11 protein-coding genes are annotated in these 12,134 nt (G+C 73.4%); 6 read left to right on the forward strand and 5 right to left on the reverse strand.

Annotated features, from left to right (window positions below; genetic code table 11):
* Positions 1-63 precede the first annotated feature (63 nt).
* Positions 64-3,648: a transcription-repair coupling factor gene (mfd, locus tag J7E94_RS20515; RefSeq protein WP_215017463.1), complete on the forward strand. Its 3,585-nt coding sequence runs from the start codon at positions 64-66 to the stop codon at positions 3,646-3,648.
* Positions 3,649-3,706: 58 nt separating this feature from the next.
* Here mfd and J7E94_RS20520 read toward each other — a convergent pair whose 3' ends face one another.
* Together J7E94_RS20520 and J7E94_RS20525 are read right to left on the reverse strand one after the other, a co-directional pair.
* Positions 3,707-3,889 carry an antitoxin gene (locus J7E94_RS20520; protein ID WP_215017465.1) on the reverse strand — a complete coding sequence of 61 codons (183 nt, stop codon included), beginning with the start codon at positions 3,887-3,889 and terminating at the stop codon, positions 3,707-3,709.
* Positions 3,890-3,983: 94 nt separating this feature from the next.
* Entirely contained in the window at positions 3,984-4,697 is a 714-nt protein-coding gene (locus J7E94_RS20525) for a hypothetical protein (RefSeq protein WP_215017466.1), read from the reverse strand.
* Between the two features lie 272 nt (positions 4,698-4,969).
* Between J7E94_RS20525 and J7E94_RS20530 the strand changes: the two genes are divergently transcribed.
* From J7E94_RS20530 to J7E94_RS20540, 3 genes are all read left to right on the forward strand, one after another.
* Entirely contained in the window at positions 4,970-7,006 is a 2,037-nt protein-coding gene (locus J7E94_RS20530; RefSeq protein WP_215017468.1) for an N-6 DNA methylase, read from the forward strand.
* A 111-nt stretch (positions 7,007-7,117) separates the two neighbouring features.
* Positions 7,118-7,762: a hypothetical protein gene (locus J7E94_RS20535; RefSeq protein WP_215017470.1), complete on the forward strand. Its 645-nt coding sequence runs from the start codon at positions 7,118-7,120 to the stop codon at positions 7,760-7,762.
* A complete protein-coding gene (locus J7E94_RS20540) occupies positions 7,759-9,282 on the forward strand; it encodes a serine/threonine-protein kinase (RefSeq protein ID WP_215017472.1) in 1,524 nt (507 codons plus the stop codon). The genes J7E94_RS20535 and J7E94_RS20540 overlap by 4 nt, the downstream gene beginning before the upstream one ends.
* A 7-nt stretch (positions 9,283-9,289) precedes the next feature.
* On the opposite strand, the gene J7E94_RS20545 is transcribed toward J7E94_RS20540, so the two are convergent.
* From J7E94_RS20545 to J7E94_RS20555, 3 genes are read right to left on the reverse strand one after another with little or no spacing between them, the layout of a single operon-like run.
* A complete protein-coding gene (locus J7E94_RS20545) occupies positions 9,290-9,697 on the reverse strand; it encodes a type II toxin-antitoxin system VapC family toxin (protein ID WP_215017474.1) in 408 nt (135 codons plus the stop codon).
* Positions 9,694-9,972 carry a type II toxin-antitoxin system Phd/YefM family antitoxin gene (locus tag J7E94_RS20550; RefSeq protein WP_215017476.1) on the reverse strand — a complete coding sequence of 93 codons (279 nt, stop codon included), beginning with the start codon at positions 9,970-9,972 and terminating at the stop codon, positions 9,694-9,696. Before J7E94_RS20550 ends, J7E94_RS20545 begins: the two co-directional genes overlap by 4 nt.
* A 24-nt stretch (positions 9,973-9,996) precedes the next feature.
* Positions 9,997-10,284: a hypothetical protein gene (locus J7E94_RS20555; RefSeq protein ID WP_215017478.1), complete on the reverse strand. Its 288-nt coding sequence runs from the start codon at positions 10,282-10,284 to the stop codon at positions 9,997-9,999.
* A 192-nt stretch (positions 10,285-10,476) separates the two neighbouring features.
* Between J7E94_RS20555 and J7E94_RS20560 the strand changes: the two genes are divergently transcribed.
* Positions 10,477-11,100, forward strand: a complete 624-nt coding sequence (locus J7E94_RS20560) for a SurA N-terminal domain-containing protein (RefSeq protein ID WP_251056949.1) — start codon at positions 10,477-10,479, stop codon at positions 11,098-11,100.
* A gap of 28 nt (positions 11,101-11,128) precedes the next feature.
* Complete coding sequence (locus tag J7E94_RS20565; protein WP_308345389.1) at positions 11,129-12,127, forward strand: nucleoside triphosphate pyrophosphohydrolase; 999 nt, start codon at positions 11,129-11,131, stop codon at positions 12,125-12,127.
* The last annotated feature ends 7 nt before the right edge of the window (positions 12,128-12,134 follow it).

Here is a 12,134-nt window from a genome sequence, read left to right on the forward strand (position 1 = left end):
CCCCGGCCCGTGCGACGTGTCGGGTCCTTCGCGTTGCCCCTTCACCGGATGGAAAGCCTCCACATGAGTCTGCACGGACTGCTCGACGCCGTCACCCGGGATCCCGCCCTCGCCGAGGCGGTCACCGCGGCCGGGGACGGCACCCGCATGCATGTGGATCTGGTCGGTCCGCCCGCCGCGCGGCCCTTCGCGATCGCCGCGCTGGCCCGGCAGACCGAGCGGACCATCCTCGCGGTGACCGCCACCGGGCGCGAGGCTGAGGACCTGGCCGCGGCGCTGCGGTCGCTGCTGCCCTCGCCCGATCAGGTGGTGGACTACCCGTCCTGGGAGACGCTCCCGCACGAGCGGCTCAGCCCGCGCAGCGACACCGTCGGCCGCCGGATCGCCGTGCTGCGCCGCCTCGCGCACCCGAGCAAGGACGATCCGGCTGCCGGGCCCGTCTCCGTGGTCGTCGCCCCGATCCGCTCCGTGCTCCAGCCGCAGGTCAAGGGGCTTGGGGACCTGGTGCCCGTGGCCCTGCGGCAGGGCCAGAGCGTCGACCTGGGTGAGGTGACGCAGGCGCTGGCCGCCGCCGCGTACGCCCGCGTCGAGCTCGTCGAGAAGCGCGGGGAGTTCGCCGTGCGCGGCGGCATCCTCGACGTGTTCCCGCCCACCGAGGAACACCCGCTGCGCATCGAGTTCTGGGGCGACGAGGTCGAGGAGATCCGCTACTTCAAGGTCGCCGACCAGCGGTCGCTGGAGGTCGCCGAGCACGGCCTGTGGGCCCCGCCCTGCCGCGAGCTGCTGCTGACCGACGAGGTACGGGAGCGGGCGGCGGCCCTCGCCGAGGCGCACCCCGAGCTCGGCGAGCTGCTGAACAAGATCGCCGAGGGGATCGCCGTCGAGGGCATGGAGTCGCTGGCCCCGGTCCTGGTCGACGACATGGAGCTGCTGATCGACGTCCTGCCCGCCGGGGCGATGGCCGTCGTGTGCGACCCCGAGCGGGTACGGACCCGGGCCGCCGACCTGGTCGCGACGAGCCAGGAGTTCCTCATGGCCTCCTGGGCGGCCACCGCCGGCGGCGGCGAGGCCCCCATCGACGTCGGAGCGGCCTCGCTGCGCGGTATCGCGGACGTCCGCGAGCACGCCCGCGAGCTCGGCATGATGTGGTGGTCGGTCTCCCCCTTCGCCGCCGACGAGACGCTGACACATGCCGCTGACGCGGCGGGCCCCGGAGGGACGTTGACATCAGCCGGCGAGCCGGCGGTTCTCAAGCTGGGCATGCACGCCCCCGAGGCCTACCGCGGCGACACCGCCCGCGCGCTCGCCGACACCAAGGGCTGGATCGCCGACGGCTGGCACACCGTCTACCTCACCGAGGGCCACGGCCCGGCCGCACGTACCGTCGAGGTGCTCGGCGGCGAGGGCATCGCGGCCCGCCTGGAGGCGGAGCTGCGGGCGCTGGAGCCCGGCATCGTGCACGTGGCCTGCGGCTCGATCGACAACGGCTTCGTCGACCCGGCCCTCAAGCTGGCCGTCCTCACCGAGACCGACCTCACCGGCCAGCGCACCGCCGCCAAGGCCCTCGGCCGGATGCCGACCCGCCGGCGCAAGACGATCGACCCGCTGACCCTGGAGGCCGGCGACTACATCGTCCACGAACAGCACGGCGTCGGCCGCTACATCGAGATGGTGCAGCGCACCGTCCAGGGCGCGACCCGCGAGTACCTCCTCGTCGAGTACGCCGCCGCCAAGCGCGGCCAGCCCGGCGACCGCCTCTACATCCCCACGGACCAGCTGGAGCAGGTCACCAAGTACGTCGGCGGCGAGGCCCCGACCCTGCACCGGCTCGGCGGCGCCGACTGGACCAAGACCAAGGCGCGCGCGAAGAAGGCGGTCAAGGAGATCGCCGCCGACCTCATCAAGCTCTACAGCGCGCGCATGGCGGCCCCCGGCTACGTCTTCGGCCCGGACACCCCCTGGCAGCGCGAGCTGGAGGACGCCTTCCCGTACGCGGAGACGCCCGACCAGCTCACCACCATCGCCGAGGTCAAGGAGGACATGGAGAAGTCCGTTCCCATGGACCGCCTGGTCTGCGGCGACGTCGGCTACGGCAAGACCGAGATCGCCGTGCGGGCCGCCTTCAAGGCGGTCCAGGACGGCAAGCAGGTCGCCGTCCTCGTCCCCACCACGCTCCTCGTGCAGCAGCACTTCGGCACCTTCTCCGAGCGCTACAGCCAGTTCCCCGTAGTGGTGAAGGCGCTGTCCCGCTTCCAGAGCGACAGCGAGTCCAAGGCCACCCTGGAGGGGCTGCGCGAGGGCTCGGTGGACGTGGTGATCGGCACGCACCGGCTGTTCTCGCAGGAGACGAAGTTCAAGGACCTGGGCCTGGTCATCGTCGACGAGGAACAGCGCTTCGGCGTCGAGCACAAGGAGCAGCTGAAGAAGCTGCGCGCCAACGTGGACGTGCTGACGATGTCGGCGACCCCGATCCCGCGCACCCTGGAGATGGCGGTGACCGGCATCCGCGAGATGTCGACGATCACCACCCCGCCGGAGGAGCGCCACCCGGTCCTCACCTTCGTCGGCCCGTACGAGGAGAAGCAGATCGGCGCGGCCATCCGGCGCGAGCTGCTGCGCGAGGGCCAGTGCTTCTACATCCACAACCGGGTCGAGTCCATCGACCGGGCGGCCGCCAAGCTGCGCGAGATCGTGCCCGAGGCGCGGATCGCGACGGCGCACGGGCAGATGTCCGAACAGGCCTTGGAACAGGTCGTCGTGGACTTCTGGGAGAAGAAGTTCGACGTGCTCGTCTCGACCACGATCGTCGAGTCCGGCATCGACATCTCCAACGCCAACACCCTGATCGTGGAGCGCGGCGACAACTTCGGCCTTTCCCAGCTGCACCAGCTGCGCGGCCGCGTGGGGCGCAGCCGCGAGCGCGGGTACGCCTACTTCCTCTACCCGCCGGAGAAGCCGCTGACCGAGACCGCGCACGAGCGGCTCGCGACGATCGCCCAGCACACCGAGATGGGCGCGGGCATGTACGTGGCGATGAAGGACCTGGAGATCCGCGGCGCGGGCAATCTGCTCGGCGGCGAACAGTCCGGGCACATCGCGGGTGTCGGCTTCGACCTCTACATCCGCATGGTCGGCGAGGCGGTGGCCGACTACCGGGCCGCCGTCGAAGGCGGCGTGGAGGAGGAGCCGCCGCTGGAGGTCAAGATCGAGCTGCCGGTCGACGCGCACGTCCCGCACGACTACGCGCCCGGCGAGCGGCTGCGCCTCCAGGCCTACCGGTCCATCGCCTCCGCCAACTCCGAGGCGGACGTGAAGGCCGTACGGGAGGAGCTCACCGACCGCTACGGCAAGCTGCCCGAGCCGGTGGAGAACCTGCTGCTGGTGGCGGGGCTGCGGATGCTCGCCCGTGCGTGCGGTGTCGCGGACATCACCCTCCAGGGCCCCAACATCCGCTTCGGGCCGGTGGAGTTGCGCGAATCCCAGGAGCTGCGCCTGAAGCGGCTCTACCCGGGGGCGGTGCTCAAGCCCGCCACCTCGCAGGTGCTGATCCCGCGCCCGAAGACGGGGAAGGTCGGCGGGAAGCCGCTGGTCGGGCGGGAACTGCTGGCCTGGACCGGGGAGTTCCTCGCGACGATCCTCGGGTCGTGACGACGGCCGCGGCGGGGCCGGTGTCCACCGGTTCCCGCCGCGGCCGCCATGTGCCGGGTTACCTGTCGGGGTCGTCGTCGATCCCCATGCGCCGTTCCATCTGCTGCTGGGCCTGGTCGACCTGGTCGGTGTACTTGTCACCGGTCCGCTGGTTGGCCTGCCGCTCGGCGGCGTCGGACGCCTGCTTCGCCTGCTTGCCGTGGCCCTGCAGCATTTCCTTGGCCTTGTCGAAGATCCCCATACGAGGGCTCCCTTCCGTATCCCTTTGGGACGGTACGCGCGTTTGGCGGAGCTCGCTCGCCGAGGGGCGGCCGCGTGCGGCCGGCCCGGCCGGGTCAGCCCATCTTGTCCGCGTCGATGACGTCCTTGCCGGCCGGGGCGTCGGCCTGGACGGGCTGGTTGATGCCGGTGAAGGTGACGTCCGCCGGCTCCTTGCCGTCGATGGACGCCTTGAGCAGGTACGGCTCGCCCTTGGTGGCGACCAGCAGGGTCTCGGTGCCCTCGGTGGTCTTCGTGGTCAGGGTGAGGGCCTCCTGGCCGGCGACCGTGGTGGTCTTGCCCTTCTGCGCGCCCTTGCTGTCGTCGAACTCCTTGAGCAGCTGGTCCAGATCGCAGAGCTCGGACAGGTCCTTCATGTCCGGGTCCGAGGCCTTCGTCTTCAGCCAGTGGCCGGCCAGCTGCTTGACCGCCTCGTCCGCCTGGTCCTTGGGCAGGTCGTTCATCTGGGCGCGGTAGAAGGGCTCGTCGGCCTTTATGAAGACGGCCTGGGCGTTGCGGATCAGCTCGAAGGAGCCTTCCTTGCTGGAGATCGAGCCCTTGCAGTCGCCGCTCTTGCTGACCGCCATGTTCAGCTGGAGCGGCTTGCCCTCGTCCCAGACGCTGCCGCTGACGGTGAGGGAGGAGGCGCCGCGCAGGGCGTCCACGGACTTGTCGGCCACCTGCGAGCCGGTCAGGTCCGGGAACGGGCCGGACTGGAAGCAGCCGGTGAGCCCCAGGGCGGCGGCGCAGGCGAGGGCGGCGGTGGCGGTGAGGCGGTGAGCGGTACGCATGGGCATGACTCTCTACTGCGGGGGACGTGGAACGGGGTGAGGGTATCCGGAGGTAAGAATTCCGGATGAGGTGGGTGGCGGCCCGGCGGGGGCCGCTGGGGGACCGGCGGGATGGCGGACCGGCGGACCGGGGGGAGTCTCAGCCGGACGGCTCGCCGCCCGACGTCATTAATAGACCAGATGTCTGTGAACCGAGTCAACATGACTCACAGGATTTCTAGAGTTCACGCTGTGAAGCGATCTCTGGGGTGTGTACGGGTATGCTCCCCGGCATGTCAGAGCAGAGCGCCCCGGGCGCAGAGGTCACCGCGGCCGAGGTCGCCCGCCTGGCAGGCGTCGGCCGCGCCGCCGTGAGCAACTGGCGGCGCCGGCACGCCGACTTCCCCAAGCCCGTCGGCGGCACGGAGACCAGCCCCTCCTTCGCCCTGGCGGAGGTCGAGCACTGGCTGCGCGCCCAGGGCAAACTCGCCGAGGTGCCGCTACGCGAGCGCGTCTGGCAGCAGATCGCCGCCCACCCGGGCGGTCCTGTCACCGCACTCGTCAAGGCCGGCTGCGCGCTGCTCGTCGTACGGGACCGGCCCGCCGACTGGCTGGAGCTGACCGCCGTCTCCGACGAGCGGATGGCCGCCCTGCTGCGGCCCGTCCTCGACCAGGTGCTCGTCGCACGCCTCGGGCCCGGGCACCCGCTGGAGGCCATCCGGCCTGGCCCCACCACGATGCCGCTGCTGCGGGCCGCCGCCGAACTCGCGGCCGAACTCGGCGCCCGCAAGGCCTTCGAGTTCCTGCTGGGCCGCCACCTCGACGCCAACCCCCGCCAGTACACGCTCACCCCGGACAGCCTCGCCCGGCTCATGGCCGCCCTCGCCGGCCCCGGCGTGCGCACCGCGCTCGACCCCGCCTGCGGCACCGGCACCCTGCTGCGCGCCCTCCCCGGCGCCACCGTCCTGCACGCCCAGGACTCCTCGCCCGAACTCGCCGCCCTCACCGCGCTGCGCCTGGCCCTGAACGGCTCCGGCCTGGTACGCGCGGCCGCCGCCGACAGCCTGCGCGCCGACGCCTTCGCGCAGGACGCCGTCGACGCCGTGCTCTGCCACCCCCCGTTCAACGAACGCAACTGGGGCCACGAGGAACTGGCCTACGATCCGCGCTGGGAGTACGGCTTCCCGGCCCGCACCGAATCCGAACTCGCCTGGATCCAGCACGCCCTGGCCCGCCTCCGCGAGGGCGGCACCGCCGTCCTGCTCATGCCGCCCGCCGTCGCCGCCCGCCGCTCCGGCCGCCGCATCCGTGCCGACCTGCTGCGCCGCGGCGCCCTGCGCGCCGTCATCGCGCTCCCGGCCGGCAGCGCCCCGCCGTACGGGATCCCCCTGCACCTGTGGGTGCTGCGCAGGCCCGCCCCGCAAGCGGTTCCCCCGCAGGGGCTGCTGCTCATCGACAGTTCGGCCGGCGCGGCAGGCCCGGCCGCCGGGACCGGCCAGAGCGCCTCCGTGGCCGACGAGGTGGAGGCCGCCTGGACGGCGTACGACCGCACCGGCTCGGTGGAGGAGGTCCAGGGCGTCAGCCGTGTCGTGCCCGTCATCGAACTGCTCGACGACGACGTGGACCTCACCCCCGCCCGCCATCTGCCGCCCCCGGCCGCCGGCGGCGGGCCGGCCGCACTGGGCGCCGTACGGGAACGGCTCGACGAGACCCTCGCCCGGGCCGCCCGCTTCACCCCCCCGGCCCCCGTCCCGGCCCCCGAGGCCGCGTCGCTGCTGTCGCTGACCACCATCGGCGAACTCGCCCGCGCCGGAGCCCTGGTGCTGCACACCGGCACCGGCAGCGGCACCGGCGCGGCCCCCGTCCTCACCGAACAGGACGTCTACGCCGGAACCGGCCCCTCCGGCACCTTGGCCGCCACCGCCGACGAACCGGTGCTCACCACCCCCGGCGACGTCCTCGTCCCCGTCGTCGGCGGCGCCACCGTCGCCCGCGTCGTCGACGCGGCCACCGCCGGCGCCGTCCCGGGCCGGGGCCTGCAACTGCTGCGCCCCGACCCGGCCGCACTCGACCCGTGGTTCCTGGCCGGATTCCTGCGCGGCACCGCCAACAACCGCCGCGCCAGCAGCCACGCCTCCACCGCCACCCGGCTCGACGTACGCCGCCTCCAGGTGCCCCGGCTGCCGCCGGCCGAACAGCAGCGCTACGGTGCCCGCTTCCGCGCGCTCGCCGAGTTCGAGGACGCGCTGCGACTGGCGGGACGGCTCGGCGAACAGCTCGTACAGGGCCTGTACGACGGCCTCTCGGACGGCACGGTCACCCCGGACTGAGCGGGCGGGCGGCGACCGTACAACGGTTGCGCACATCCCCTCACCAGCGGCCGGAAAGGCTTATACGCTCTGACCCGCAACCCTTTCCGCACGGCCCCGTCAGGAGCAGCGATGCACGGCCCCGGCCTCCCGCCGCAGCACGGTCACCAGCCCAGTTCCGGGGGCGTGGTGGCACTGCGCGTGCTGTTCGCGCTGCTGCCCATCCTGAGCTGTGGCTTCCTGGCCTGGGCCACGATGCTGCGGCTCGCGCTGGTCACCCGCAAGACCGTCGACTGGGTCCTGCTCGTGGTCAGCGGCGTGCTCGGCGTCGGCTGGCTCGTACTGATCGGGCTCGACCCGACCGAGGACACCAGCGGCTGGCAGGGCAACACCGGGCTCGGCGGCTCCCTCCTCACCGCCGTCCTGACCTGCGTGTACTTTCTCGCGGCCGATATCCGCCACTACGAGCTCCGGGCGGCCGGCGGCCCGCCCGCGCCGCCCTGGTACCCGGCGCAGCCCGCCCCGTACGCCCACCCGCAGCAGACGGCGCCCGCCTACGGCTACCCGCCCGCGCAGCCGTCTGCCCAGACGCCCGTCCCCCCGCAGGTCCCGCCGCAGCCGATCCCGCCCCCGCGCCTCGGGCAGGTCCGCGCCGAACTCGACGAGCTCAGCGAGCTCCTGCGCAAGCAGCCCGGGCAGCCGCAGCAGCCCCCGCAGCCCGGCGCCGGCCCGTACCAGGACCCCAGCGACACCCCGCTCCAGGACCGTAACCCGTGACCGACCGGCTCATCGGCGACCGCTACCAGCTCGCCACCATCCTCGGCCAGGGCGGCATGGGCCAGGTCTGGACGGCGTACGACCGGCGCCTGGACCGGCGGGTCGCCGTCAAACTGCTGCGCCCCGACAAGGTCGCCGGCCCCGGCACGGTCGCCGAGGAGCTGCGCCGCCGCTTCGTGCGCGAGTGCCGGGTCACGGCGCAGGTCGACCACCCCGGCCTGGTGACCGTGCACGACGCGGGCAGCGACGGCGACGAGCTCTTCCTCGTCATGGGCTACGTCGAGGGCTCCGACCTCGCCGACCACCTCGCCGAGCACGACCCGTACCCCTGGCGCTGGGCGGTCGCGGTGGTCGCGCAGCTGTGCGCGGTGCTCTCGGCCGTGCACGCGGTGCCGATCGTGCACCGCGACCTCAAGCCGCGCAATGTGATGATCCGTCCGGACGGCACCGTGCTGGTCCTCGACCTCGGCGTCGCCTCGGTGATGGACACCGACACCACCCGCCTCACGAGCACCGGCTCGCCCATCGGCAGCCCCGCGTACATGGCGCCCGAGCAGGCCATGGGCGGTGCGGTGGGCCCGTACACCGACCTCTACGCGCTCGGCGTGCTGCTGTACGAACTGCTCAGCGGCAACGTCCCCTTCGCCGGATCCACCGCCCTCGGCGTCCTGCACCGCCACCTGTACGAGCCCCCGCTCCCGGTGCGCCAGCTGCGCCCGGAGGTCCCGCCGGAGCTGGAGGCCGTCCTGCTCCGCCTCCTCGCCAAGGACCCGCAGGACCGGCCCGCCTCCGCGCAGGAGGTGTACGAGGCCCTCGCCCCCCTGCTCCCGGCGCGCGGCAGCGCGGCTCCGGCCGGCCCGCTCGACCCGACCCGCCCCTTCCTGCGCCCCCACGCCCCCTGGCCCGACCGGGCCACGATCATCCCTCCCCGCCCGAGCACGCCGCCGACGACAACGCCCGTGCCGGCGAAGCCGGACGTCCCGGGCGCGGTGGACGAGGCCCGCAAGCTCCTGGACCAGGGGCAGCTCACCCAGGCCGTGGACATCCTGGGCGGCATCCTCCCGGCGGCGGCCGCCGAGCACGGGGAGCGCTCCCCGGTGGTCCGCTCCCTGCGCAAGCAGTACGCGGCCACGCTGATGGACGACGGCCAGTACCGCCGCGCCCTGCCGGAACTGCGCCGCCTCGCCGACGAGTTCCCGGCCGGCGACCCGCAGGCCCTGCGCTTCCGCTACGACTCGGCGCAGTGCCTGGAGCAGCTCGGCGAACCGGCCGCGGCCCTGGCGGAGTACCGCTCACTGCTGCCGCTCTTCGAGAACCACTACGCCAACCCGGACCCGGGCCTCCCCTTGGAGGTCCGCCGCCGGATAGCGCACCTGCTGCTCTCCCTCGGCGACCGCCCGGCGGCCCACGACACCCTGGCCCGCCTGCTGTTCGACGCGGAACGCCTCCACGGCCCGGCCCACCCCTTCCCGGCGGAGATCCGCCGCACCCTCCACTGGCTGGGCCAGGTCCGCGGCTGACCTCGCGTCACACGCCCGGCGAGGCGACGGCCAGCCCCATCGACTCCGCCGCCTTGAGGAGGCGCTGGTCGTACGTCACGAAGGTGAGCGGCTCGGCGCCGGGCTGGCCGGCCAGGAGCTGCGCCGTGGCGAGGTGGATGGAGTCCAACGACCGCAGCAGCGGGTCCGCGTACACGGCGGCCGTCGCCCGCACGGCGTGGTCGATCTCCAGCCGGTACAGGCGTGTCAGCGCCCCGGGTACGCCGGCCAGCGCCTGCGGGGCGGACCGGCGAAGGGCCCGTGGAACCTCGACTTCGACGAGGGAGGACGAGACCAGAGGCGTCTGCGGCCGTTCGGCCAGCCAGGCCACCAGCTCGGCGCTGTCGTGCTCCCGGCGCACCAGCTTCACGACGGCCGCGGAGTCGAGATAGATCACCAGCGCTCCTCGTCGCGCGCGGCGGCGAGTTCTGCGGCGGCATCCACCCCGGGGTCGCCCAGAACCGGCGGCAGCGGGAAGGGCCCGCCGGACAGGGGCGCGGTGGCGCGCCCCTCCGCGACCAGACGGTCGAGCAGGGACTGCGTCGGGGTGACGGGTACGAGCCGGGCGACGGCTGTTCCGCTCACGGTGACCTCCAGGGACTCGCCGCGCTGCACTCGCGCGAGCACGGCGCTGGTGTGCTGGTTGAGTTCACGTACAGGAATGCGGTCCATGCTGCCAGCGTAGAACGTTGTGTTCTACGCCGGAAGGATGCTTGCGCCCGAACGAGTGATCGGCGCCTCCCGGCGGCGGCGGCGGCCGGTGCGCCACAGGGCCGCCAGCACGGCCAGGGCCGCCCCCGCCACGCCGTGCCCGCGCGGCAGACCCCGGGCGTGACCGGGTCCTCGTACACCTTCGCGCCCAGGTCCGTACGGGAAGACGCGGGCGACGGCGGCTCCGGCGCACACGGCCACCGCCGTGAGCAGGGCGGCGAGCCCCGAGCCGAGCAGGCTCGGGCGGCGCGGCGAGCGGTGCGGTGTCGACATGGTGGGCCGACCTTGGCGGCGCCGGAGGACGTGGGGGTGGACACCGGGTGGCTGCGGCACGAACAGGCACGTGCCCCGACACTCCGGGAATCGTTGGTCGAACCGGTGGCCCGGACCACCCTGACTGCATACCATCGATCACCGCACGGCCCTTGTGCACCGACGCACAATCTCCCGGCCTTGGAGGCTCCTTTGCACCGTCGCACAGCGCTCTCCGTCTCCACCGTCCTGCTCCTGGCGGCCCCCCTGCTGTCCGCCTGCTCGGGCGGGACCCGGCCCGGCACCGCGGCCGTCGTCGGGGGTGAACGGATCACGACCGCCGCGCTCCAGGCCCAGGTGAACGACGTCCGCGCCGCGCAGAACCGTTCCGGGCAGGCCGCGGCGGAGCTCATCGCGAGCACCCCGAACCTGGAGCGGCAGAAGCTCGACGCGATGCTCCAGAGCCGGGTCATCGACAAGATGGCCAAGACCGCCGGGATCGCGGTCTCCGGGAAGGAGATCGAGGACGAGCACAAGGCGTACGTCGACGACAACAAGGGAGCCGAGCAGTTCGAGACGCTGCTCCTGCAGAAGGGCGCCATGGCCCCCGGACAGGTCGACCGCTTCCTGCGGGACCGCGTCCTGCTCACCAAGCTCACCGCCAAGTACGGCAACGGGAAGCTGGAGGAGCCGGCCCGGGCGGCCGCGAAGGCGCTGCACATCGAGGTGAACCCGCGCTACGGCGCCTGGGACGTCAAGCAGATCAAGCTCGGCGCCGGGGAGACCCCCTGGATCACCCAGCGGACCCAGGCCGGGCAGGCACCCGCCGGAGCCTGACACTCCCGCGCGGAGGTAGGTTCGGAGGGTGACCGACCACGTACCCGCCGAGCCCTTGTCCGCCGAGCCCACCGGCCGCATCGTCCTGCTGACCACCAGCCACCGGGTCGCCCCCGGGGTGCTGTCCTGGCCGGCGTGGCAGACCCTGCACGCCGCGGACCGGGTGCTGTGCGCCGACCCCGGCCACCCGCAGATCCCGTACCTGCGGGAGGCGGGCGTCGAGGTCGTCCACGAGACCCCGGACGCCCACGAGCTGGTCGAGGCCTGCGCCGGCGGCCGGACGGTCGTGGTGCTCCCGTCGGGCGAGGGCGACCAGCGGCTGACCGACGGGCTGGCGCGCCTCGCGGGCTCGGGCCGGGTCTCCATGCCCGACCTGGAGCTGCTGCCCGGCTCCTACGACCTGCCGGGCGCCCGCCTGCTCGACCTCGTCCAGGTGATGGACCGGATCCGGCGGGAGTGCCCGTGGGCCTCCCGGCAGTCCCACGAGGGCCTGGTCAAGTACGGGATCGAGGAAGCGTACGAGCTGGTCGAGGCCATCGAGGACGGGGACCGGGAGGCGCTGCGCGAGGAGCTCGGCGACGTCCTGCTCCAGGTGGTGTTCCACGCGCGGATCGCCGAGGAGGCCGATGAGCCGGAGGAGGCCTTCTCCATCGACGACGTGGCCGGGACCCTGCTGGAGAAGCTGATCCGCCGCCACCCGCACGTCTTCGGCGACGCGCAGGCCGAGACGCCGGAGGACGTCCGCGTGCACTGGCAGCGCACCAAGGCGGTCGAGAAGCAGCGGGAGTCGCTCACCGACGGGATTCCGCTGGGCCAGCCCGGCCTGGCGCTCGCGGCGAAGCTCGCGGGCCGGGTCCGTACGGGCGCGCTCGCCGTGGAGCTGCCCCGCGGCGAGGGCATCGGGTACGAGCTGCTGGAGCTGGCGGCGCGCGCCGAGGCGTCGGGGATCGACCCGGAAACGGCGCTGCGCGCGGCGGCTCGCGTCTACCGTGACGCGATCCGGGCCGCCGAGGGCGTCGGCGCGTAGCCCTCAG

Source organism: Streptomyces sp. ISL-94 (assembly GCF_018614075.1).
Taxonomy (GTDB): Bacteria; Actinomycetota; Actinomycetes; order Streptomycetales; family Streptomycetaceae; genus Streptomyces.

What these genes read in the sequence shown, in the direction of transcription:
- mfd (WP_215017463.1), top strand. Translation starts at nt 64, where the DNA reads ATGAGTCTGCACGGACTGCTCGACGCCGTCACCCGGGATCCCGCCCTC.
- J7E94_RS20520 (WP_215017465.1), bottom strand. Translation starts at nt 3,889, where the DNA reads ATGGGGATCTTCGACAAGGCCAAGGAAATGCTGCAGGGCCACGGCAAG.
- J7E94_RS20525 (WP_215017466.1), bottom strand. Translation starts at nt 4,697, where the DNA reads ATGCGTACCGCTCACCGCCTCACCGCCACCGCCGCCCTCGCCTGCGCC.
- J7E94_RS20530 (WP_215017468.1), top strand. Translation starts at nt 4,970, where the DNA reads ATGTCAGAGCAGAGCGCCCCGGGCGCAGAGGTCACCGCGGCCGAGGTC.
- J7E94_RS20535 (WP_215017470.1), top strand. Translation starts at nt 7,118, where the DNA reads ATGCACGGCCCCGGCCTCCCGCCGCAGCACGGTCACCAGCCCAGTTCC.
- J7E94_RS20550 (WP_215017476.1), bottom strand. Translation starts at nt 9,972, where the DNA reads ATGGACCGCATTCCTGTACGTGAACTCAACCAGCACACCAGCGCCGTG.
- J7E94_RS20555 (WP_215017478.1), bottom strand. Translation starts at nt 10,284, where the DNA reads ATGTCGACACCGCACCGCTCGCCGCGCCGCCCGAGCCTGCTCGGCTCG.